17 protein-coding genes are annotated in these 24,009 nt (G+C 66.8%); 14 read left to right on the plus strand and 3 right to left on the minus strand.

Translation table 11 applies throughout. From position 1 onward, the window contains the following. Positions 1-406: 406 nt before the first annotated feature. The 4 genes from MFF64_RS34375 to MFF64_RS34390 all read left to right on the plus strand — a co-directional run bounded on the left by MFF64_RS34375 (position 407) and on the right by MFF64_RS34390 (position 3,283). A complete protein-coding gene (locus MFF64_RS34375; RefSeq protein WP_238193597.1) occupies positions 407-862 on the plus strand; it encodes a carboxymuconolactone decarboxylase family protein in 456 nt (151 codons plus the stop codon). A gap of 209 nt (positions 863-1,071) precedes the next feature. Then, positions 1,072-1,821, plus strand: a complete 750-nt coding sequence (locus MFF64_RS34380; RefSeq protein ID WP_238193598.1) for an SDR family oxidoreductase — start codon at positions 1,072-1,074, stop codon at positions 1,819-1,821. Positions 1,822-1,862: 41 nt separating this feature from the next. Next, complete coding sequence (locus MFF64_RS34385; RefSeq protein WP_238193599.1) at positions 1,863-2,279, plus strand: cupin domain-containing protein; 417 nt, start codon at positions 1,863-1,865, stop codon at positions 2,277-2,279. Between the two features lie 98 nt (positions 2,280-2,377). Further along, positions 2,378-3,283, plus strand: coding sequence for a sigma-70 family RNA polymerase sigma factor (locus tag MFF64_RS34390; RefSeq protein WP_238193609.1), 906 nt, complete (start codon positions 2,378-2,380; stop codon positions 3,281-3,283). Positions 3,284-3,714: 431 nt separating this feature from the next. On the opposite strand, the gene MFF64_RS34395 is transcribed toward MFF64_RS34390, so the two are convergent. Next, positions 3,715-5,019 carry a PQQ-dependent sugar dehydrogenase gene (locus MFF64_RS34395; protein ID WP_099904095.1) on the minus strand — a complete coding sequence of 435 codons (1,305 nt, stop codon included), beginning with the start codon at positions 5,017-5,019 and terminating at the stop codon, positions 3,715-3,717. Between the two features lie 1,264 nt (positions 5,020-6,283). Between MFF64_RS34395 and MFF64_RS34400 the strand changes: the two genes are divergently transcribed. The 9 genes from MFF64_RS34400 to MFF64_RS34440 all read left to right on the plus strand — a co-directional run bounded on the left by MFF64_RS34400 (position 6,284) and on the right by MFF64_RS34440 (position 20,974). Beyond that, positions 6,284-7,681, plus strand: a complete 1,398-nt coding sequence (locus MFF64_RS34400; RefSeq protein ID WP_238193600.1) for an FAD-binding oxidoreductase — start codon at positions 6,284-6,286, stop codon at positions 7,679-7,681. Positions 7,682-7,700: 19 nt separating this feature from the next. Further along, the gene (locus MFF64_RS34405; protein ID WP_238193601.1) at positions 7,701-11,246 is read left to right on the plus strand and encodes an indolepyruvate ferredoxin oxidoreductase family protein; all 3,546 of its coding nucleotides are present in this window, start codon (positions 7,701-7,703) and stop codon (positions 11,244-11,246) included. An 18-nt stretch (positions 11,247-11,264) separates the two neighbouring features. Further along, complete coding sequence (locus MFF64_RS34410) at positions 11,265-12,395, plus strand: acyl-CoA dehydrogenase family protein (RefSeq protein ID WP_238193610.1); 1,131 nt, start codon at positions 11,265-11,267, stop codon at positions 12,393-12,395. 407 nt (positions 12,396-12,802) lie between these two features. Next, on the plus strand, positions 12,803-13,879 hold the full coding sequence (locus MFF64_RS34415; RefSeq protein ID WP_238193602.1) for a Glu/Leu/Phe/Val dehydrogenase family protein: 1,077 nt from the start codon (positions 12,803-12,805) through the stop codon (positions 13,877-13,879). 144 nt (positions 13,880-14,023) lie between these two features. Beyond that, positions 14,024-15,181, plus strand: coding sequence for an acetyl-CoA C-acyltransferase (locus MFF64_RS34420; protein ID WP_438823122.1), 1,158 nt, complete (start codon positions 14,024-14,026; stop codon positions 15,179-15,181). A gap of 14 nt (positions 15,182-15,195) precedes the next feature. Then, a complete protein-coding gene (locus MFF64_RS34425; RefSeq protein ID WP_238193603.1) occupies positions 15,196-15,957 on the plus strand; it encodes an SDR family NAD(P)-dependent oxidoreductase in 762 nt (253 codons plus the stop codon). A gap of 44 nt (positions 15,958-16,001) precedes the next feature. Further along, positions 16,002-17,534 (plus strand): acyl-CoA carboxylase subunit beta, encoded by a 1,533-nt coding sequence (locus tag MFF64_RS34430; protein WP_238193604.1) that lies wholly within the window; start codon positions 16,002-16,004, stop codon positions 17,532-17,534. A gap of 210 nt (positions 17,535-17,744) precedes the next feature. Then, positions 17,745-19,748 carry an acetyl-CoA carboxylase biotin carboxylase subunit gene (locus MFF64_RS34435; RefSeq protein ID WP_238193612.1) on the plus strand — a complete coding sequence of 668 codons (2,004 nt, stop codon included), beginning with the start codon at positions 17,745-17,747 and terminating at the stop codon, positions 19,746-19,748. A 323-nt stretch (positions 19,749-20,071) separates the two neighbouring features. After that, a complete protein-coding gene (locus tag MFF64_RS34440) occupies positions 20,072-20,974 on the plus strand; it encodes a helix-turn-helix domain-containing protein (protein ID WP_238193605.1) in 903 nt (300 codons plus the stop codon). Between the two features lie 38 nt (positions 20,975-21,012). Here MFF64_RS34440 and MFF64_RS34445 read toward each other — a convergent pair whose 3' ends face one another. Then, on the minus strand, positions 21,013-22,374 hold the full coding sequence (locus tag MFF64_RS34445; protein WP_238193606.1) for an ABC transporter substrate-binding protein: 1,362 nt from the start codon (positions 22,372-22,374) through the stop codon (positions 21,013-21,015). A 201-nt stretch (positions 22,375-22,575) separates the two neighbouring features. On the opposite strand from MFF64_RS34445, the gene MFF64_RS34450 reads away from it, so the two are divergent. Further along, positions 22,576-23,424, plus strand: a complete 849-nt coding sequence (locus MFF64_RS34450; protein WP_238193607.1) for a helix-turn-helix transcriptional regulator — start codon at positions 22,576-22,578, stop codon at positions 23,422-23,424. Positions 23,425-23,633: 209 nt separating this feature from the next. Here the strand turns inward: MFF64_RS34450 and MFF64_RS34455 are convergent, their stop codons facing one another. After that, the gene (locus tag MFF64_RS34455; RefSeq protein WP_238193608.1) at positions 23,634-23,786 is read right to left on the minus strand and encodes a hypothetical protein; all 153 of its coding nucleotides are present in this window, start codon (positions 23,784-23,786) and stop codon (positions 23,634-23,636) included. Positions 23,787-24,009 lie beyond the last annotated feature (223 nt).

A 24,009-nucleotide genomic window follows, 5' to 3' on the forward strand; every position in this document is an offset into this window, starting at 1 on the left:
TCGTCACCCCATCCAGACCGATCCCGACACATCGCCAAAAATGGCCAAAGTCGAGCTTAGTGCACCTCATAAAACTCCCGCTGCGCTGACGCCGCCAAAGCGAGAGACGACGGTGATCGGGAGTTTTGTGAGAGACACTTAAGCGGACACTCGAACCGCCACCTCTGAACGGCCGCATGGGCTGGGAAGCGGATCCTACCCCTCTGCTCGAGAGCGGACGTTTCGCTTTCGATCCATGTCGGTCGTCAATCAACCTGCTCGGCCCGCTTGGAAGCGGATGTAGATACTCTCGGCTGGAAGATGATCCGCTTTGTGAGAGAATGCGCGTCGCATGTCACAACCGTGCAGGTCGGTTCGTCATAGCTTCGAACGTCGATCTCCGACGCTCCGAGCACAAGGATGAGACATGAGCGAGATCAAGCGACTGGTCTGGAACGAAGTGGCCCCGCAGGGGGCTAAAGCGCTCTATGGCATTCACCATTACATCACCACTGGCACTGATCTACCCCATGAACTGGTCCATCTCGTATTCCTGCGAGTATCGCAGATCAACGGCTGCGCGCACTGCATCGACTTGCACACCCGGGATCTCCTTAAAACGATGCCGTTCGAGAAGGTCGCCCTGGTTCCGATCTGGGCCGAGGTGCCCCACCTGTTTCCTGACCAATACCGCGCCGCGCTCGCGTGGGCGGAGGAAGTCACGCTGGTCAGCGAGACGCACGCTTCCGATGAGGCCTATGCGGCCGCAAGCGCAGCCTTCGCGCCCAAGGATCTAGTGGACCTCACAATCACCATCGCGGCAATGAACGCGTTCAACCGCCTCGGCGCACCCTTCCGCCTCCCGGTCCAGGCGAAAATTTAGTCGGTTCTGCGCTCTGTCAGGGGCGGTGCCAGCGCCGTCCCGTTCCCGCGGATATCAATCGATCCTCGGCGGCAGTTCCACGTCCCATGTCGATGACTTTTTTCCGGGGCATGTCACATCGGGCCCATCCCGCCTCGTCATTTGTTCGACGGACGCCTGAAAGCGGCAAGGAGCCGCCCTGTCCGTTCTCGATCAAGGAGACGGGTACCATGAGGATCGTGGTGATTGGCGGAAGCGGCCTCATCGGCAGGCATCTGACGGCCGAACTGTCGCGACAAGGACATGAGGCCATTGCGGCCTCGCCGAGCAGCGGGGTGAATGCGCTGACGGGCGAAGGCTTGGCCAGGGTTCTTGCCGGAGCCGACGTCGTCATTGACGTGTCGAACTCTCCGTCCTTCGAGGACGCGGCGGTGCTCGACTTCTTCGAGCGCTCTGGCCGCAACCTCCTCGCCGCGGAGCGCGAGGCAGGTGTGAAACATCACGTCGCCCTATCCATCGTCGGCACGGACCGCCTGGAGGGGAACGGATACTTCCTCGCGAAGGTCGCGCAGGAGCGATTGATCGCGGCTTCTGGCCTTCCCTGCACCATCGTCCGGGCGACGCAATTCTTCGAGTTCGTCGCGACGATTGCCCAGGCGTCCGTCGCAGGCGACCGCATCGTTGTTCCCGATGCCGACTTCCAGCCGATCGCCGCCGCCGATGTAGCCGCAGCGCTCGCCGATGTCGCGCTTGCTCCCGCGCGCAACGTGACGATCGAGATCGCCGGGCCGGACCGCCTGCCGTTCCGCGACTTCATCGCCCACTCGATCGCATCCACCGGCGACCGTCGGGAGGTCCTAGCCGACAGGGCGGCGCGCTACTTCGGCGCCGCGCTCGATAAGGGGTCGCTTGTCCCCGAGCATGCGGAAGCGGCGCGGCTCGGGCCGACGCGGTTCGAGAACTGGCTCGCTGCTGCCTGAACCGCTGCGCTTCTCCCCATCCACGAAGAAAGACCCCTTCCATGTTCAGAGCATTTCTGCTGGGCGCCCTCGTTGCCGTCTCCGCCGTTCCTGCGATGGCGGCCGATGTTGCGAGGGGCGAGGTCCGCGTCACAACGATCTTCGACCATCCACTACCTTCGGTGCCCGGCAAGAGCCTGCGCGGCGTCCTCGTCGAGTACGGTTCGGGCGGATCCTCACCGTCCCACACCCACGCCGCATCTGCCTTCATCACGGCAACTGTGATCGAGGGCGCGGTGCGCAGCCGGATCAACGACGGCCCGGAGAAGGTCTTCCGCGTCGGCGAAAGCTTTGTCGAAATGCCCGGTGATCACCACGGTGTCAGCGCTAATGCCAGCGACGTCGAGCCCTCCAAGCTCCTCGCCGTCTTCGTCGTGGACTCGGCCGACCGGGTGTTGACGACGCCGGACCGGCACTAGCAGCGGCGGCGGCGCGGGAACTCAGCTGTTCAAGGCGGCAAGGATACCCGATGGTCATCCACATTCGCTCAACCGGCTTCGTTTACGAGGAACGGTCCATGTCGCAGGCCGAAATCGCCACGGCGATCTTCGAGTCCCATCGCACGCGGCTATTGCGCATCGCCTACCGCATGCTTGGCTCGCGCAGCGAAGCGGAGGATGTCGTGCAGAATGCCTGGCTGCGCTGGGTGGCGGTGGACCAGACGAAGGTCTCTGCTCCCTATCCGTTCCTCGCGCGCATCGTTACGCGCCTCTGCCTCGACGAGATGAAGTCGGCCCGCGCCCGCCGGGAGACCTACGTCGGCGCTTGGCTGCCCGAGCCGCTCGTCGAGAACGAGGAGGATGGGCTGGACAAAGATGACCTGACGCTGACGCTGATGATGGCGCTGGAGCGCCTGTCGCCGCTCGAGAGGGCGGCATTTCTCCTCCACGACGTTTTCGGCGTGCCGCTCAGCGAGGTGGCGGATGCGCTCGATCGGGAGGCGGCGGCCGTGCGCCAACTCGCCGTCCGGGCACGGCGGAACGTGGAGGCTGCGCGTCCACGCTTCCCCGTAGAGCGCGAAGAGGGCGAGCGGATCGCACAGGCCTTCTTCGCGGCATCCACCAGCGGCGATACCGCAGCGCTGCGTACTCTTCTCGCCGAAAACGCGGTGCTGCGCTCCGATGGCGGCGGCAAGGTTTTAGCCTTCATCAACCCCATTACCGGATTGGACCGCCTCCTGCGCATGTTCGAGGGTGTGCGGCGCAAATGGGGTCGAGGCTGGGCGCAGATGCTCGAACCCGTCTGGATCGACGGCTTGCCCGGTTATATCAGTCGCGAACGCGGCGACGTTCTCCAAACCACTGCGCTCGCCATTGAGGATGGCCGGATCACCGCGATCTACATCACCCGCAATCCCGACAAGCTTCGCCACGTCGCGCAGGCTCTCGCGTTGGCACCGGACCCTAGCTCGCGGACACACTAATCAGACTGCGGGCGCACCCGAGTCGCCCTACCCGACATGGTGTGCCCCGGCAGATGGAAGCTGTTGGCAATAACCGCCGAGGCCGCGGTTGATTATCCCTTGGTCTTCGGTCGACAGTAGGAAGCAGGCGCGGCGCGATGTCCGCTATTGTGTGCTGCCGACCGAAGGCGGAGCAGCGGAAACCCACCCAACGCAGTCGTCGACCTCTGCCGCGTCAACAGCCTGGAAGCGGACCCTCTCGGGGACCGCAGCGGGTCGGTTGCGGTTTTTGTTGGCGGATCCAGCATGGCTGGTTTCAATCGCGTCCCGTATACGATGGTGGGGAAGATCCGGAGAGGCGGCGTGGATACCGTTCGGAGCGTCGAAGACGCCGGCAGCCCAGCGTCAAACGACCGGGCCAGGGTCAACGCCTTGCAGCCTTGAGGCCGGAGTCAGGCCCCGGTCACACGCCAGACCACGTTGCCGACGTCGTCAGCCATCAGTAGCGACCGATCGGGGCCAAGCGCGACGCCAACTGGCCTACCATAAGAGACACTCTCGTCCGGTGCCAGGAAGCCGGACAGGATGTCGCGAGCCGGGCCGGAAGGACGGCCTTTCTCGAACGGCACGAAGACCAACTTGTAACCGCTCAATGTGCTGCGGTTCCAAGAGCCGTGCTGCCCGATTGCCATACCATCCGGGAAGCCAGGCAGCGTTCCTGCCGGTACCCAGCAAAGACCCAGTGATGCGGTATGGCCGCCCAGAGCATAGTCCGGTGTGATCGCGCGGGCGACGGCGGCAGCGTCCTGCGGCACACGGTCATCCACTGTCTGCCCCCAATACGAGTACGGCCAGCCGTAGAAGCCACCATCCTGCACGGACGTGAGATAATCCGGCGGCGTCTCATCGCCCAACCCGTCGCGCTCGTTGACCACCGTCCACAACACGTTCGTGCTCGGTTCCCAGGCGAGGCCGACAGGATTGCGCAAACCCGAGGCGAAGATGCGGCTCGTGCCGCTGGCGAGATCGAGTTCGTAGACGGCCGCGCGGCCCTCTTCGACCGCCATGCCATCGTCGGCGATGTTGCTCAGCGAGCCGACGCCGGCATACAGCTTCGTCCTGTCCGCGCTGGCCAGCAGGCTGCGTGTCCAATGGCCGCCCGGCTTGAAATCGACCAGCTTGCGGCCCGGCCCGGCGATCCTGGTGGTGCCCTCGGCGTAGGGAAACACGACGATGCCGTCGGTGTTGCCGACGTAGAACTTGTCCTCCACGAGGGCCATGCCGAACGGCTGGCTGAGGCCCGCGAGGAACGGCTCGCACGTCTCCGCCACACCGTCACCATCCGTGTCGCGCAGCAGCGTGATGCGGTTTGCACTCACCCCTGCGGCGCGAGCGCGCTTCATGGTCGCGGTCATGGCGTGATCGAACAGGTGCCGCATGACCTTGCGCGGCTCGCCGGATGATTCTGCGACCAGCACATCCCCGTTCGGCAGCACATGAAGCCAGCGGGGGTGGTCCAACCCGGTGGCGAAGGCATTGACCTTCAGGCCGGGGGCAGCGACCGGAAGCTGCCCCGGTGACCACCCGCGTGCTGAGGGCATCTTCAGCGTCATGATCCGGCCCTGCGGCTTCGCGGTCGGAATGGTGGGCGCACTGCCCCAGGCAGGTTCGTAGCTGCCATCGCGAAATCGCCGCAGCCTGGACGCGGCTCCACCGATCAACGAAACACCACGTGCGAGTGCATTCGACAAGCTCAACGACCCTCTCCCAACGATTGTCGCCTGATCGGCTGAAGGCACCTGGGCTGGGTACGGCCGCCGAAAACCGGTGCTAGACGTGCGCCGCCGAGACAGTGGAACTGCGCCGGCGGCACGACCGTGGTTTCAGGATCATAATCCGCATCGCCATTGCAAGAGCCTGTTCGATACCGCGCATGTTCAAGCCGACCACACCTTGCCATATGCAAGCAGCACAAGGCCGGCTAATGACATCCGCAACGAAACCGACCAGGCGGCTGGCGTGACGCCAGTCTGCATCGTCGTGGCCAGCGCACCACAGCCCCAAAGCAGACTGGTGATTAGGAACAGGAGCATGTTCATATCGATTTGCCATCTAGGTTGCGGCCGACTTGCGCCAGTGAGAGTAGAGACAATGAGATATTTGAGGTGGCGGATTCGCGGGCATACTGGCTGGGTTCAGAATTTCGTCCGCCGTCACGCTATCAAATCGAATTCATCAACGAAGCTCGATTGATCAAAGGTCGATCGTGCCCGAGCAGGGCTGATTACATCATCGTCATCAGCGATAAGTAATTTGCCCACGCTTCTATAGCGGTGCTGATACCCATGTCACAGACGGTGGTATTGAAGCTCGAGCCGCATCAATAAACCAAACGGATTGCGGCTAGATCGTATGCATCTACTTCGCCGTCATTTCGGATCATGGTCATCACCCTTCACGAGAGATGACCTTTCTAGGCGATGACGCTGCCCGCCTCTTGTACAATCTTGCGACTCGGAGGGGCGCTGCGGGATGTAGGCTTTCAAAAGAGCTGACTCATACCGCCGCACCTTCGAATGGACGCGTTCGAAGGTGCCAGGCAAGCCCGAATGGGCGCCGGCGCTGACGCGCCGGTCGCCTTCGCGTCGACGCGTCGATGTGAAGGCGCGAGGGTATCATTCGTGGATGTACGACGCGGACGGAATGGCAGGACATATGGTCGAGGCCTGACATACGAGCTGCGCCCCTTGAGGTCATGCCGTGCTCGCTCCCTTGGTCGCGCACCATCCACTTCTCGCGTTCGTGCACGACACGCGTCGACGGAGGTGACCTCATCGCCATGGCCCCAAGTCTCAATCGATGGACGTGCCGTGCGTCCAGTGCGGTTCGCATGCAAAGCGCTGCTTCCGGTCCGAGCCCGCAATTTCCGCCTATAGGTTCTTCCCTCCCTGGCGTCCGTTTGCGCAAAGCAGTTCTTACAACGCGAGGGCGGAGCCTCGGATGGTTCATCGATCCGTTGCCATGCAGGGGGAGGACGGCGCACTGCGCGAATGCGGGCTGGCGGCGCTCGCGGCGCGTTTCGGCGAGCGGTTCAGCCGGTCGGCCGCATTGCGCGAGCAGCACGGCCACACCGTGACGTGGCTCGCCAATGAACCTCCCGAGGCGGTGGTCTTCCCGGATTCGACGCCGGAGGTGCAGGAGATCGTCCGGCAATGCGCGCGGCATCGCCTCCCCATCATCCCGTTCGGAACCGGGACATCCGTCGAGGGACAGGTCAACGCCCCGGCTGGCGGCGTCTCGATCGATTTCAGCCGGATGCAGGCGATCCTGGCGGTCAACGAAGAGGACATGGATTGCGTCGTTCAGCCGGGAGTCACCCGCAAGGCACTGAACGAGCACCTGCGCGACAAGGGATTGTTCTTTCCCATCGATCCCGGCGCCGATGCCTCGCTCGGTGGCATGGCGGCGACGCGGGCGTCCGGCACCAACGCCGTCCGCTACGGCACGATGCGCGAGGCCGTCGTCGCGGTGAAGGCGGTGATGGCCGACGGCGAGGTGCTGACCAGCGCTCGGCGCGCCCGCAAGTCGGCGTCGGGCTACGACCTCACTCGCCTGCTCGTGGGCTCCGAGGGCACGCTCGGCATCATCACCGAGCTCACGTTGCGCCTTCACGGCATCCCAGAAGCGATCTCCGGTGGCTATTGCCCCTTTCCGGACGTCGAGGCGGCCTGCAACGCTGTCATCATGACCATCCAGTTGGGCATTCCCGTAGCCAGGATTGAATTGCTTGATGCAGCGCAGGTCAAAGCCTGCAACGTTTACTCAAATCTCGGGCTGCCAGAGGCGCCGATGCTGTTCCTGGAATTTCATGGCAGCGAAGGCGGGGTGGCGGAGCAGTCCGAGAAATTCGCCGCCATCGCCGGCGATTGTGGCGGCGGCGACTTTCACTGGTCGACGATGGCGGAGGAGCGGACGCGGCTGTGGCAGGCCCGGCACGACGCCTACTGGGCCGCAAAGGCATTGCGGCCGGGTGCGAGCTCCTACTCGACGGATGTGTGCGTGCCGATCTCGAGGCTGGCCGAGTGCGTCGCCGAGACACGGCGCGCTCTGGAGGCGGCAAGGCTCGTCGGCACGATCCTCGGCCATGTCGGCGACGGTAATTTTCACGTCCTCCTGCTGGTGGACGGGCAGGACGCGCGCGAGCGGGCAGCCGTGGACACGTTCCTACGCGACCTCATCGCGCGCAGCCTCGCGGCGGGCGGCACATGCAGCGGCGAGCATGGCATCGGCCAGGGCAAGGCGAAGTATCTCGCTGCCGAGCACGGCGTGCCGGCCGTCCGTGCCATGCGGTTGATCAAGCGCGCCCTCGATCCCGGAAACATCCTCAACCCGGGCAAGCTCTTCGATGCCGCGGATTGATGCTGAGACCGACCTTGCCATGCCAGACCACATAATCGCCGAACGCTCCGTCGCCGGCCGCGACCACGACGTCCCCCTGTTCGATGCGGATTACACGCTCCTCGACCGCTACGAGCGCGAGGGCGGCCGCATCTTCCTGACCGGGACGCAGGCGCTGGTGCGCATCCTCGTCGATCAGAGGCGCGCCGACCTCGAGCAGGGCATCCGCACGGCCGGGCTGGTCTCAGGGTATCGCGGTTCGCCGCTCGGCGGCGTCGACCAGGAACTGTGGCGGCAGAAGGCACTGCTGGCAAATCACGACATCCGCTTCGAGCCGGGGCTGAACGAGGATCTCGGCGCGACGATGCTGTGGGGAGCCCAGCAGATCGCGGCCTTTCCGGGCCAGCGGGTGCAGGGCGTCTTCGGCCTCTGGTACGGCAAGGGCCCCGGCGTCGATCGCACCGGCGACGTCTTCCGCAATGCCAATACCCTCGGCACGTCGCGTTACGGAGGGGTGCTGGCGGTCGCCGGTGACGATCACGGCGCGCAGTCGTCGATGATCCCGCACCAGACCGACCAGGTGTTCGAGGCGGCCATGATCCCGGTCCTTTATCCGGCATCGGTCGCGGAATACGTCGAGTTCGGCCTCTACGGCTACGCGATGAGCCGTTACAGCGGCCTGTGGGCGGCCTTCAAGGCGATCACCGAGACGGTGGAGAGTGGGCGCTCGGTCGCGCTCGCGCCGCGCCGACGCTTCGTCGATCCCACCGACTTCATGCCGCCGCCCCACGGCCTCAACTACGATCCCCGCCTTCTGCACCCGGCGCAGCGCCAGGAGCTCGAGCGCCGCGTGGTCGAGGAGCGGCTGCCGGCGTTGCAGGCGTTCATGCGCGCCAACCCGATCGATCGCGTCGTCGCGAGGCCGGAACCGGGGCGCGCGCGGCTCGGCATCGTCACGGTGGGCAAGTCCCACCTCGACCTCCTCGCCGCCTTGCCGCGCCTGGGCTTGACCCTCGAAGGGCTGCGGGCGCTCGGCATCGGCGTCTATAAGGTCGGCGTGTCCTGGCCGATCGAAGGCGAGGGCGTGCGCCGCTTCGCCGAGGGCCTCCAGGGTCTCGTCGTCATCGAGGAGAAGCGATCGCTGGTCGAGGCACAAATCAAGGACGTGCTGTTCAACCTGCCCGCCGACCGGCGCCCGGCGATCGAGGGCAAGCGCGATCGTTACGGGGCGCCCCTGATCCCTGCCACCCTGGAATTGTCGCCCGAGCAGCTCGCCGGGATCGTTGCCTCGTTCGCGGGACGCTTCGGGGTGGAGCTCGGCTCCCGGACGCCCGGCCCGCCCCCCGCATCCCCCGCCCCGGCCGCGCCGGACCTGCTGAGCCGCAGGCCGTTCTTCTGCTCGGGCTGCCCGCACAACACCTCGACGAGGGTTCCGGCGGGATCCTTCGCGGCGGGCGGGATCGGCTGCCACATCATGGCGCTCGGAACCCGCAGCACCGAGACCTTCTGCCAGATGGGCGGCGAGGGCATCCAGTGGGTCGGCCTGTCCACGTTCACGGACATGCCTCACCTGTTCGTCAATCTCGGCGACGGCACCTACCAACATTCGGGATCGCTCGCGATCCGCCAGGCGGTCGCCGCCGGCACCACCGTCACCTACAAGATTCTCTACAACGACGCGGTGGCGATGACGGGCGGGCAGCCGGTCGAAGGTCAGCTCACGGTCCGCGACATCGTCGCCCAGGTCTCGGCGGAAGGTGTCCGCCACGTCGCGGTCGTCGCCGACGATCCCGGTCGCCATCGGGGCCCGGCATCCCTGCCGGACGGGGTCGAGTTGCACCATCGCGACGCCCTCGACGCGGTCCAGCGCGATTTCCGGACCCGCAAGGGCGTCTCGGTCATCGTGTACGACCAGACCTGCGCCGCGGAGAAGCGACGTCGCCGCAAGCGAAAGGAGCATCCCGACCCGCCCGAGCGCGTGCTCATCAACCCGGCGGTCTGCGAGGGCTGCGGTGACTGCTCGGTCCAGTCCAACTGCATCTCTGTCGAGCCGCTCGATACCGAGCTCGGGCGCAAGCGGCGGATCAACCAATCGGCCTGCAACAAGGACTATTCCTGCTTGAAGGGCTTCTGCCCGAGCTTCGTCAGCGTCACCGGCGTCACGCCGCGCAAGCCCGACACGAGCCGCGCCGCCGAGGCCGAGACGAGGCTGGCCGCGGCCCTGCGCCGCCCGGCCCGCCCGGCACTCGGCGAGGATCGGCCGTTCCGCGTGCTGGTCACGGGCATCGGCGGGACCGGCGTGGTGACGATCGGCGGCATCCTCTCGATGGCGGCCCACCTCGACGGGCTCGAGGCCTCGACCCTCGACTTCACCGGGGTCGCGCAGAAGAACGGCGCCGTGATCAGCCACGTCCAGATCGCCGATCGCGGGGCGCCGATCAGCGCCGTGCGGATCGGCGAGGCGGACTGCGACCTGATGCTGGGCTGCGACATCGTCGTGGCGGCCTCGGCCGCGGTGAAGCCCCGCCTCGCCCGCACGCGCACCGCGGCGGTCGTCAACCGCGACATCACGCCGACGGCGGACTTCGTGACCCAGGGGGATCGACCGATCGCGGGCGACGCGCACGAGCGCGCGGTTCGGGCGTCGATCGCCCCGGCCAACCTCTTCTTCGTCGATGCCACGCGCATCGCGACCGAGATTTTCGGCGACGCGATCGCGACCAATCTCTTCCTCGTCGGCTTCGCCTACCAGCGCGGCTTGCTGCCGTTGCGCGAGGCGGCGATCGACCGGGCGATCGCGCTCAACGGGGCCGCGGTGACGATGAACCGCCGCGCCTTCCTGTGGGGCCGCATCGCCGCGGACGATCCGGGTGCGATCGAGCGGGTGATCCGCGAGCGGCAGGCCGACACGACTCCAGCGGCCTTCGACTTCGACACGTTCAAGGCCGCGCGCCTGCGGGACCTCACCGCGTATCAGGATGGCCGGCTGGCGCAACGCTACGCCGATCTCGTCGAGCGCGTGAGGGCGGCCGACGCGCGCGCGGGGGTGGGCGGTCGCCTGGCGGAAGCCGCGGCACGGTCCTACTACAAGCTCCTCGCCTACAAAGACGAGTACGAGGTGGCCCGCCTCCACCTGGCGACGCTGGGCGACGAGGTGAGAGGCGCCTTCGACGGGACGCCGAGGGTCGTCTTCCACATGGCGCCCCCGCTCGTCAGCCGCATCGACCCGGCGACGGGGCGCCGCCGCAAGCGGGCGCTCGCAGGCTGGTACATGGAGCCGCTGCTCCGCCTGCTTCGGCACGGCCGGCACCTGCGCGGCACGGTGTTCGACCCCTTCGGCTACCAGGGCGACCGCAGGATCGAGCGCGCGTTGATCGGTGCGTACGAGGAGGACGTCGACCTCGTGCTCCGGCGGCTATCGGCCGACCGGGTCGATGCCGCGGCCGAACTGCTGGCGCTGCCTCAGACCATCCGCGGCTACGGGCCCGTGAAGGAGGAGAGCGCCCGCAAGGCGGTCGCCACGCGGGAGCGCCTGCGTGACGCCCTCCTGGCGCCCGTGCCGCCCGCGCGGTCGGCGGCCGCCTGACAATCGCGACGGATGGAGATCATGATCACCGAAGAACAGGAGATGATGCGGCAGGCCGCATCGCAGTTCGCGCGCACGCACCTGACGCCTCGGGCGGCGGCGCGGGAGAAAGCCGGCCGCGTCGAGCCCGAGTTGATCGCCGCGCTGGCCGAGGCCGGCTTCCTCGGCGTCACCGTCGCGCCCGAATGGGGTGGGACGGGGGCCGATTACGTGGCCTACGCGCTGGTTCTCTGCGAGATCGCGGCAGGCGACGGCGCCGTCTCGACCCTGGTCAGCGTTCACAACTCGCCGGTCTGCGCCATCCTGGAGCGCTTCGGCACCGACGAGCAGCGCCGCCGCCTGCTCGCGCCCATGGCGCGCGGCGAGGGCATCGGTGCCTTCGCCCTGACCGAGGCACAGGCCGGTTCGGACGCCTCCGCGATCCGCACCCGTGCCGTGCGCACCGCCAACGGCTACCGCATCGACGGGGCCAAGCAGTTCATCACCAGCGGCCGGATCGGCAAGCTCGCCATCGTGTTCGCGGTGACCGATCCCGCCGCCGGCAAGCGCGGCATCAGCGCCTTCGCGGTGCCGACCGACGCGCCGGGCTTCACGGTGGTCCGCGTCGAGGACAAGCTGGGCCAAGCCGCGTCCGACACTGCCTCGCTCGCGTTCGACGGCCTCGAGGTGCCGGTGGAGAACCGCCTCGGGAAAGAGGGCGACGGCTATCGGATCGCGCTGTCGAGCCTCGAGACCGGCCGCATCGGCATCGCGGCTCAGAGCGTCGGCATGGCGCAGGCGGCGCTCGCCTACGCTGTCGAGTACGCGCGGACGCGCGTCGCGTTTGGGCGGCCGATCTTCGAGCATCAGGCGGTCTCGCACCGGTTGGCGGATGCCAGAACGAAGCTCGAGGCCGCGCGCCAGCTCATGCTGCACGCGGCACGGCTGAAGAGCAACGAGCAGCCCTGCCTCGCCGAGGCGTCGATGGCGAAGCTGTTCGCCTCCGAGACCGCGGAGCAGATCTGCTCCGCGGCGCTCCAGACGCTCGGCGGGTACGGGTACCTCGCCGATTTCCCTCTGGAGCGCATCTATCGCGACGTCCGGGTTTGCCAGATCTACGAGGGCACGTCCGACATCCAGAGGATGCTGATCGCGCGACACCTCGCCTGACGCCTGCGCGCCGTCCCTCGGCGCGCGAGGCGCGTGGCAGCGTGCTCGGCCCGCCGCGGCGATCGGTTCCGACCCGGCGAGGCCAGGGCCAAGGCACTTTCGCGCAGCCGCGCGCCCGGGCGCACGTGCCGACGCCCGCCACGCGCCCGATCGTCGAACCCGCCTGCGCTGCGACGGGCGTGATCGAGGTCGATTGGTGCGGCGCGCAGCCAGGTCCGCGGACGATCGGTGTCGACGCGGCGGTCGCCGCGAGAGCCCGTGTCCGGTCCCGGCCCACACGGCAGAGCCGAGAGCGTTCGTCCGGCGGATCGAAGTGCAGTCTTCGCCTCGGTCTCGCAATTTCGACCAAGTCGTCCAACCGGAGATCGCGCAGGATCGCTGCATCAGACGCAGGAGCAAGAGCTGGCATGAACGCCGATCCTCTCGACCTCGACGGACATGAGATGGTGATCCAATGCCGCGACGCCGGTTCGGGGCTGCGCGCCATCATCGCGATCCACGATTCGAGTGCCGGACCGGCCATGGGGGGCTGCCGGATCGCCGCCTATCCGTCCACGGCGGCCGCGCTCACCGACGCGCTGAGGCTCTCGCGCGGCATGACGTTCAAGAACATCATGGCCGGCCTGCCGCACGGTGGGGGCAAGTCGGTGATCCTCCTCGAGCGGCCCGAGGACAAGACGCCCGCGCTGCTCCTGGCTTTCGCCGAGCGCGTGAACGGGCTCGGCGGACGGTACATCACGGGCGAGGATGTCGGATCGACGGTCGCGGACATCCAGCTCATGCGCAAAGTCACCCCGCACGTCCGGGGCATCCCAGAGAACGGTCCCGGGGACCCTTCGCCGATGACCGCGCTCGGCGTCTTCGTCGGGATCAGGAAGGCGGTCCTCCACCGTCTCGGGGCCGAGACGCTCACCGGGCTCACCGTCGCCGTCCAGGGGCTGGGCGCGGTCGGATCGCGCCTCTGCGGCCTGTTGCACGACGTGGGCGCGAGACTGGTCGTCGCCGACGTCGATCCGGCACGCGCCCGCGAGGCCGCGGACCGCTTCGGTGCCGCGATCGCGAGGCCCGAGGAGGTGCACGGCGCGCGAGCGGACGTGTTCGCACCCTGCGCCCTCGGGGCCGTGCTCGACGCCGGGACGATCCGGGCGCTGGGTGCTGCGGTCGTCGCCGGGGGCGCGAACAACCAGCTGGCGACCGCGCAGGACGGCGCACGCCTCGCCGAGCGAGGGATCCTCTACGCGCCGGATTACGTCATCAACGCCGGTGGCGTCATCAGCACGGCCCTCGAAGGCCCCGGCTACGAGCGCGGCGAGTTGCTGCGGCGTGTCCACGGCATCGCCGACACGCTCGGCGAGATCTTCGAGCACGCGATCGCGGACGGGGTTGCGACGAGCGCCGTCGCCGACCGGCTCGCCCTGGGGCGGCTCGAGGCGGCCCGACATGCCCGCCGCAGCGCGGTCGCCGCGCTTCCCGCCGCGGCCTGACCGGCAAGCGAACGTCGGTCTCGGCGAACCGACGCTTGCCGGTCAGCACGTCGTCCGCCTGGATGTTGGCTCGTCGCAGATTTTTCTCGCGAGATCGACGGCCTCCGTCGCGAGATCTGCCTGGCATATCTTGGGAGTTGCATTTTGCCCTTCGATCCCGTGGTCATCGCCGCCGCCGCACGAACCCCGATCGGCAGCTTCAGCGGCGCGCTGAGCGGCCGATCCGCACCGACGCTCGGGGCGGCGGCGATCCGGGCCGCCGTGGCGCGATCCGGCTTCGGGAGCGACGGGGTCTCGGAGGTGATCATGGGGTGCGTCCTGGCCGCCGGGGTCGGCCAAGCGCCGGCGCGGCAGGCCGCGCTCGAGGCGACCCCGTGCGCGACCCTCAACAAGCTCTGCGGCTCGGGCATGAAGGCGGTCATGCTCGGGCACGACCTGCTGCGCGCCGGGAGTGCCGCGGTCGTCGTTGCCGGCGGCATGGAGTCAATGTCGAACGCACCCTACCTCCTCGACAAGGCAAGAACAGGTCAGCGCCTGGGGCACGGCCATCTCCACGACCACCTGTTCCTGGACGGCCTTGAGGATGCTTACGACAAAGGCAGATTGATGGGGAGTTTCGCCGAGGACACTGCGCGGCACTATCGATTCACCCGGTCCGCCCAGGACGATTACGCTTTGACTTCTTTCTTGCGCGCCAAGGCTGCGCAGGAAACCAGCGCGTTCGACGACGAGATCGTGCCCATCGAGATCGGGGGCGGCACGATTCGGGAGGACGAAGGCCCGGGGCGGGTCAGGCCCGAAAGAATCGCGTCGCTCAAGCCTGCCTTCCGGCCCGACGGGACGATCACGGCCGCGAACGCGTCCTCCATCTCGGACGGGGCAGCGGCTCTCGTCCTGACGCGGCTCACACAGGCAGAGAGGCACGGCCGGGCTCCGTTGGCCATCATACGGGGCCACGCAAGTCACGCCGCGACACCTGCGCGATTTCCCACGGCTCCGATCCACGCGATTACCAAGCTGCTCGACGCCGTAGGCTGGGAGAAAGACGGTGTCGATCTCTACGAGATCAACGAAGCCTTCGCGGTGGTCGCGATGGCCGCGATGCACGACCTCGACCTACCGCACGACAAGGTCAACGTCCACGGGGGTGCCTGCGCACTGGGTCATCCAATCGGCGCGTCGGGCGCCCGGATCATCGTCACCCTGCTGTCTGCCCTGAGGAGGCGTGGGCTTAGGCGCGGCGTGGCCTCGCTGTGCATCGGCGGCGGCGAGGCCACGGCGCTCGCCCTTGAAACGATCTGATCGGGAGGCGAGGCATGAGGACCGAGGGATTGGCGGCGATCGTCACCGGGGGGGCGTCGGGGCTCGGAGCGGCGGCGAGCCGGGCACTCGCGGATGCGGGCGTCAAGGTCGCCGTTCTCGACCGCGACGGGACGGGCGCGGCAGCGATCGCGGATGAGATCGGCGGGATCGCGGTCACCTGCGACGTCGCGGATGCGGAGAGTGCCGAGGCGGCCGTCGCCCAGGCCACTCGGGCGCATGGCCTGGCGAGGATTCTCGTCACCTGTGCGGGCATCGCCGATGCCGGACGCATCGTCGGTCATGGCGGTCCGATCGCCCTAGCGGCCTATGCCCGGGTGATCGGCATCAATCTGATCGGCACGTTCAATCTGATGCGGCTGGTAGCGGCCGGCGCGCTCGCCCTCGAGCCGCTGGATGGGGGCGAGCGCGGCGTCATCGTCACGACGGCCTCGATCGCGGCCTACGAGGGGCAGGTCGGTCAAGCCGCTTACGCCTCCTCAAAGGCGGGGGTGGTCGGGCTGACGCTGCCTGCTGCCCGCGAGTTCGCACCGACCGGGATCCGGGTCTGCAGCATCGCACCGGGCCTGTTCGAGACTCCTATGATGAAGAGCCTGCCGCGGCACGTGCGGGATGGCCTCGGCGCGTCGGTTCCTTTTCCCTCGCGCCTCGGCCGACCGGAGGAATACGCAGCGCTCGTGCTCGCGATCGTCGCCAACCCGATGCTGAACGGCGAGGTCATCCGTCTCGACGGCGCGCTGCGCATGCAATCCAAGTAGAGCGCAAGATACAAATTATCAATATAGATATATAGGCGTCATCCATGAAGGACATTCTCGAACGCCTGGAGTACCGCCTCGAACAGGCTCGGGTCGGCGGCGGCGAGAGCCGGGTGGCGGCGCAGCACAAGCGCGGCAAGCTCACGGCGCGCGAGCGCATCGAGCTCCTCCTCGATTCCGGGTCGTTCGAGGAGTTCGACATGTTCGTCCAGCACCGCTCGAACGACTTCGGGATGGAGAAGCAGAAGATCCCGGGCGACGGCGTCATCACCGGCTGGGGCACCATCAACGGCCGCACCGTCTTCGTGTTCTCCAAGGACTTCACGGTCTTCGGCGGCTCGCTCTCCGAGGCGCACGCCCAGAAGATCATCAAGGTCCAGGACATGGCGCTCAAGATGCGCGCCCCGATCATCGGCCTGTTCGATGCCGGCGGCGCCCGCATCCAGGAGGGCGTCGCGGCGCTCGGCGGCTACGGCGAGGTGTTCAAGCGCAACGTCACGGCGTCCGGCGTGATCCCGCAGATCTCGGTCATCATGGGCCCCTGCGCCGGCGGCGACGTCTACTCGCCGGCGATGACCGACTTCATCTTCATGGTGCGCGACACGAGCTACATGTTCGTGACCGGCCCGGACGTGGTGAAGACCGTGACCAACGAGGTGGTGACGGCGGAAGAACTCGGCGGCGCCAAGGTCCACACCGTGAAGTCGTCGATCGCCGACGGCTCGTACGAGAACGACGTCGAGGCGCTCCTGCAGATCCGGCGCCTGATGGACTTCCTGCCGGCCAACAACCAGGCCGGCGTGCCGAAGATCGAGAGCTTCGACGATCCGTCGCGCCTCGACCGCAGCCTCGACACCCTGATCCCCGACAACCCCAACAAGCCCTACGACATGGGCGAGCTGATTCGGCGGGTGGTCGACGAGTGCGACTTCTTCGAGATCCAGGGGTCTTACGCCCGCAACATCATCACGGGCTTCGGGCGCATCGAGGGCCGCACGGTCGGCTTCGTCGCCAACCAGCCGATGGTGCTCGCTGGCGTGCTCGACTCGGATGCCTCCCGCAAGGCTGCCCGCTTCGTGCGCTTCTGCGACGCGTTCTCGATCCCGATAGTGACTTTCGTCGACGTGCCGGGCTTCCTGCCGGGCACCGCGCAGGAATATGGCGGGCTGATCAAGCACGGCGCCAAGCTGCTCTTCGCCTACAGCCAGGCGACGGTGCCGCTCGTCACGGTGATCACCCGCAAGGCCTTCGGCGGCGCCTACGACGTGATGGCCTCCAAGCACGTCGGCGGCGACGTGAATTACGCCTGGCCGACGGCCCAGATCGCCGTGATGGGCGCCAAGGGCGCGGTGGAGATCATCTTCCGCCAGGACCTCGGCGACCCAGACAAGATCGCGGCGCGCACGGCCGAGTACGAGGAGCGCTTCATGTCGCCGTTCGTCGCCGCCGAGCGCGGCTACATCGACGAGGTGATCATGCCGCACTCGACGCGGCGGCGCATCGCCCGGGCGCTTGCGATGCTTCGCACCAAGGAGAGCGAGCAGCCCTGGAAGAAGCACGACAACATCCCGCTGTGAGGTGAGAGATGAGCATGGGAGAAGCTCAACGGGAGCCTGACGAAGAGTTGAGGTTGCTCGTCTGCGCCGTCGAAGCCCTTGAGGATCGACCGTCACTACCAGCAACGTCCCGCCCCATGGGTCGGGTCCGACAGGACGGATGGACCGGTCATCGATCCGACGTCGACGGCCTCGCGCCCACGGCGCAGAATCCGAGAAGAACAAGAAGTGATGTTCTCTAAAATCCTGATTGCCAACCGCGGCGAGATCGCCTGCCGCATCATCAAGACGGCGCGCCGGATGGGGATCAAGACGGTGGCGGTCTATTCCGACGCCGACCGCGACGCGCTCCACGTCGCCATGGCCGACGAGGCGGTGCATATCGGCCCCGCCGCCGCGGCCCAATCCTACCTCGTCATCGACAAGATCGTGGAAGCCTGCCGGCAGACTGGCGCGCAGGCCGTCCACCCCGGCTACGGCTTCCTCTCCGAGCGCGAGGCCTTCCCGAAGGCGCTCGAGGCTGCCGGCATCGTGTTCATCGGCCCCAATCCGGGTGCCATCGCCGCGATGGGCGACAAGATCGAGTCGAAGAAGGCCGCCTCCGCGGCCCAGGTCTCGACCGTGCCGGGCTTCCTTGGGGTGATCGAGTCTCCTGAGCACGCCGTCACCATCGCCGACGAGATCGGCTACCCCGTGATGATCAAGGCCTCGGCCGGCGGCGGCGGCAAGGGCATGCGCATCGCGTATTCCGCCGGCGAGGTGGCGGAGGGCTTTGCCCGCGCCCGCTCGGAGGCCGCCTCGTCCTTCGGCGACGACCGGGTCTTCGTGGAAAAGTTCATCACCGACCCGCGCCACATCGAGATCCAGGTCATCGGCGACAAGCACGGCAACGTCGTCTATCTGGGCGAGCGCGAGTGCTCGATCCAGCGCCGCAACCAGAAGGTCATCGAGGAGGCGCCCTCACCGCTCCTCGACGAGGCGACCCGGCGCAAGATGGGCGAGCAGGCCGTGGCTCTCGCCAAGGCGGTGAACTACGATTCCGCCGGCACGGTCGAGTTCGTGGCCGGCCAGGACAAGTCGTTCTACTTCCTCGAGATGAACACCCGGCTCCAGGTCGAGCACCCGGTGACCGAGATGATCACCGGCCTCGACCTCGTCGAGCTGATGATCCGGGTCGCCGCCGGCGAGACGCTGCCGATTGCCCAGGACGACGTGAAGCTGAACGGCTGGGCGGTGGAGAGCCGCGTCTACGCCGAGGACCCGACCCGCAACTTCCTGCCCTCGATCGGCCGGCTCACTACCTACCGGCCGCCGGAGGAAGGCAAGCTCGGCGAGGCGATCGTGCGCAACGACACCGGCGTCGAGGAGGGGAGCGAGATCGCGATCCACTACGACCCGATGATCGCCAAGCTCGTGACCTGGGCCCCGACCCGCGACGAGGCGATCACCTCGCAGGCCCAGGCGCTCGACGCCTTCGCGATCGACGGCATCCGCCACAACGTCCCGTTCCTCTCGGCGCTGATGCACCATCCGCGCTGGCAGGAGGGCCGGCTCTCGACCGGCTTCATCGCGGAAGAGTTCCCGAACGGGTTCGAGGCGCCGAAGCCCGCGGGGGAGGTGGCGCGCCGGCTGGCGGCGGCCGCCGCCGCGATCGACCACCTGCTCAACGAGCGCAAGCGCGGCATCTCGGGCCAGATGCGCGAGCCGTACCTGCTGCGCTTCGAGCAGGAGCGGGTGGTCCTGCTCGGCGACCAGCGTTTCGAGGCGGTGGTCGAGACCACCAACGATGGCGTCATGGTCGCCTTCGCGGATGGGACCGAGTGGATGGTCGAGAGCGACTGGCTCCCGGGCGAGCCGGTCTGGACCGGCACGATCGACGGCGAGCCTGTGGCCATCCAGGTCCGCTCCCTTCTCAACGGCGTGTTCCTGCAGCATGCGGGCGCCGCCGCCGAGGCCCGGGTCTACACCAGGCGCGAGGCGGAGCTGGCCGCTCTGATGCCGGTCAAGGAGGTCGGCGGCTCGGGCAAGCAGCTGCTCTGCCCGATGCCGGGCCTTGTGAAGAGCATCATGGTCATCCCCGGCCAGGAGGTGAAGGCGGGCGAGCCGCTGGCGGTCGTCGAGGCGATGAAGATGGAGAACATGCTGCGGGCCGAGCGCGACGGCACGGTGCAGACCATCCAGGCCAAGGAGGGCGACAGCCTCGCGGTCGACGCCGTCATCATGGATTTCGCATGAGGCAGCGGGGAGGCGATGGGTGGAGCAAGCCCGCGCCTCACCCCGTATCGACGATACGGGCGATCTCGGGCTTCGATAGGCGGGAGATGGGCGGCGTGCCCGCGGCCGCGGAGCGGGTGCTCGGCCTGATCGAGGTCGTCGAGGAGGCCCCGGCGGCGCCCCGTTGCTCCCCGCCAACATCGGTCGACGCCTCGGCGAGGGACCGCGACAAGCCGCAGCGGAGAGCGAGGCGGAGCGCAACATTCTTCAATACGCCCGCCTGAGGGCCGCCTAACCCTCGTCTCGCGCACGCCCCCGTGCGGGGACGAGAGGGAGCCGACGAAATGGCGCGAACCGATGTGAGGAATGCCACGCGCTTCTGGGCCGATCCGGCCTATCCGGCCCTGAGCTTCATCGAGGCCGACTTCACGACCCATGGATACGCGAACCACGCCCACGGCGTGTACGTGTTCGCCACGACCGAGAGCGGGAGCAGCCAGTTCTCTGCCCGCGGCACCACCGATTACGCACGTGGCGACGCGCTCCTCGCCTTTGCGCCGGGTCAACCGCATGCGACGTGCATGGGAAGCAGCGGACGCTGGGCCTATCGCGGTCTCTACGTTGCCACGCGACGCATGGTCGAGCTGGCCGGCGTGTTCGGCCACCGGCATGTTCCCGAATTCACGGACCATATGCTGCGCGACGCGGAGCTCGTCTCGCGCTTTCGCACGCTGCACGCGACCTTCGACCGACCTTCCGACCGGTTCGAACGGGACGGTCGACTCTACGAGGCGTTCGAACTTCTCTTCGCCCGTCACGCCGGCGTCGCTGCCTCGCACGGAATAGCGGCGAGGGCCGATGCTGCCCTCGTCCGGCGCGTGGTCGATGCGATGCACGCTCGCTTCGCCGAGAATCTCTCGCTCGACGAACTCTCCGCCTCCGTGGAGCGCAGTCCGTTCCAGCTCATCCGCAGCTTCAACCGCGTGATGGGCATCTCGCCGCACAGCTACCTCACTCAGCTGCGCCTCTGGAACGCAGCCCGCATGATGCGCCGGGGAGAGCCGATGGCCGAAGTCGCGGTGGCAGTTGGCTTCTACGACCAGAGCGCCCTCAGCAAACACTTCAAGAGGGCATTCGGCATCACTCCATACCAGTATTTGGTCGGTATGGCGCACGTCCCCGCGCCGAGCAGCGAGGAGGTCCTCGGGCCAGGTATCTATCGATCACGGTCCGTCGGCCTGGACTGAGCGCTCCCGGCCGGCGCGGGCCGGCGCCAACGCAATCGTCAGTGGCCATCCTTGGTCAGCGGGCAACCACCCTCGCCGAGCGGGCGAAAGGCCAGGTCGCCGGGAACCGTCCGGACGATTTCGTAATCGTCCCACGGGCCGGAGGACCGGACAGGGGTCTTCACGCGGGCCAGATACATGTCGTGCACCATGGCGCCATCCGGCCTGACGCGGCCGTCCACGACGAAGAGGTCGTTCACCGGAAGCCGCCTCATCGTCGCCGCGACGCGGTCCGTGTCGTCGGTGCCCGCCTCCGCGACCGCCTTCAGATAATGCAGCACGCCGGAATAGACCCCCGCCTGTGCCATGCTCGGCATGGCCCGCCTGGCCGCGAAGAAGCGCTTGGCCCAGGTGCGGGTTGCCGCATCGCGGGTCCAGTCGTGCGTGGTGACGAACTCCAGGCCCTGCGCCACGTCGAGGCCGAGGGCGCGAACCTCGGTGTTGAACAGGACCAAGGGAGCGAAGCGCAGCCCAGTCATGCCGAATTCCCGCGCCTGCTTGATGGCGTTCTGCACGTCCTGCCCTGCATTGGCGAAGGCCAGAACGTTGGCACCGGCGGTTTGGGCCTGCAGCAGGAACGAGGCCATGTCGCTCGATCCCAGCGGATGACGGACGCTCCCGACGACCTTGCCCCCCGCGGCCGCGACGAAGCTCTTGGCGTCGCGTTCGAGGGCGTAGCCGGCCGCGTTGTCGACGACGAGGATGAACCAGCGATCGCCGCCACTCCGAACGACACTCTCGGTCAAGCTCTTCACCATCGAGTAGCTGTCGTAAGTCCACTGGAATCCGGTCGGAGAGCACGCCGTCCCTGTGAGCTCGGAGGTGATTCCGGTCGAGAAGAGGGCAATCCGCTTCTTGTTGCGGGCGATCTCCTGCACCGCGAGGGCAGCAGAGGAGAGCGGGACATCGATGACGGCGCGCACCCCGTCGAGGTCGAACCAACGGTTTGTCGTCGCTGATGCGACATCGGGTCGGTTCTGATGATCCGATGCAAGGATCTCGATCCTGCGGCCGAGCACGCTGCCACCGAAATCCTCGGCTGCCATACGCGCCGCTGTGACGGAGCCTTCGCCGGAGAAGGCTGAATAGGCTCCCGACATGTCGGTCAGCACGCCGATCTTCAGCGGCGGCTCCGCAGCCAAGCCGGCCGCAGCGCAGCACGACCAGGCACAAGACCAGAGAGTGGTGAGCGCCATCTTCAGCATATCTTCCTCCCAGGCCGGACGCTTCTTAATCCGGCGAGCGCGGTGCGCGAGATTGGCCTCGACTGCAAGAACGCGTGTGCAATGAACTTTTCCAAGTCGAAGCACGGAGTATTGGCTGAAATTGATGCCCTGGATGGCGCTGTCGCCGAGCTCCACCGCGGCTGCGTCGAAACGGAGAGGGTGCGTTCCCGGGCGCTAGACCGGTCCGGCGAGTGCCACCCTCCTCAACGCTCGGCTGTTGCAGGATGCGGAATGTCGACAGGGCACCTCTGCCTCTGACACTCGCCTCGATGTTCCAGTCGATTTGCAAATTTATGGCTATTAATGATAATCTTACAAGAGCACGTTCATTCGTGGATGTATGATACCGTCGCCATGGCAGGAAATCAGGTCAAGGTCTGGCACGCCGCCGAGCTCGGTGGTGCCGAGATGCTGAAAGGGGTCTACATCCGACATGCCTATCCCTGGCATGCGCATGAGGACCTCTGCCTGGGAACAGTCGTGGGCGGAGCGGTACAGCTTCGTACGCGCGACAGTGGCGCCATCGCGTCGGCCGGCACCTTCGTGCTCATCAACTCTGACGAACTTCACTGCGGCTGGCCGGCAGCCGATGAGGGATGGAGGTGCCGCACGATTCACGTCCATGCCGAAGTATTGCAAGCTGTCGCCGACGAATGCAGGATCATCGGGAAAGGTCCGACATTATATTTCAAGGGACCCGCATTCGAAGATGCCGAGCTGTCAAGGCATCTTCTCGATCTACATTGCCGATCGGAGATTCATGGTTCAGCGCTCGAACGTCAATCTCTATTTTTTGATTTGATTTCTTGTCTCATCGAGCGCCATGCACGGGCATCAGCGGAGCCTCAGATCAGGGACAAAGAACCCCGAGCAGTCGCTCTTGCCCGAGAGTTTCTCGATCAAAATCTGTCAGATAAGGTGACGCTGGAAGAGTTGGCGCTTGCCGTCGGATTGACGCCATTCCGCCTGCTCAGGTCTTTCAGGAAGGCGACTGGATTGACGCCCCATCAGTATCAATTCCAAGCGCGTGTCCGCCAGGCGCATGGACGACTTCGCCGCAACGAGCCTCTCGCGGACATTGCCGCCGCCGTGGGCTTCGCCGACCAGGCGCATATGACACGCGCCTTCAAGGCCGTCATGGGCGGGACACCTGGTCAATTCCGCATGTTCGTCGCCACTCGGTGAGATCTCGATCGTGTGCGGCCAAAAATCGGGAGGTCCAGCCGCCAGCATCGATTTGCCGGCGAACGTCCGCTTTCCGCCATGAACGTCATGTCCGCTAATGGCGCACAGCCGAACAACCGGTACACGGAATTTTTGACCTCATGCGGACCTTCTATCCGCCACTACCGAAGGACCACATGGGGTGGGAAGCGGACCCTTGTCCAGCCGGATCAGTAATCCTGGGCGGTAGCTGGCGGCTGCATGAACTCGATCGTCGCGCCGTCAGGACCAACAGCGTAGATCACCCGCGTTCCAGCCCGCGCACCGCTCGCGATCGGCTGCGGCGTGCCTTGCGCCTTCCAGCCGTAGGCGGCGATCCGCACCAGAGCGCGTCGATGTCATCGACCACAAGGGCCAGATGCGCGAAGCCTGGGTCGAACGGCTGGGCTGGCACGCTTGGTCGGTCCGGACCCTGATACTCCAGGAGTTCGATCGTCTGATCCGCCAGCGAAACGATCGCTAGTGGTCTGAGTTAGAGATCTGTGTGCAGAAGCGTCCGACACTGGCCAGGATCGCGTCGGCTGACTTGGTCCAAACGAATGGCTT

The sequence above is a fragment of the Methylobacterium frigidaeris genome (assembly GCF_022179185.1).
In the GTDB taxonomy this organism is placed as follows: Bacteria; Pseudomonadota; Alphaproteobacteria; order Rhizobiales; family Beijerinckiaceae; genus Methylobacterium; species Methylobacterium frigidaeris.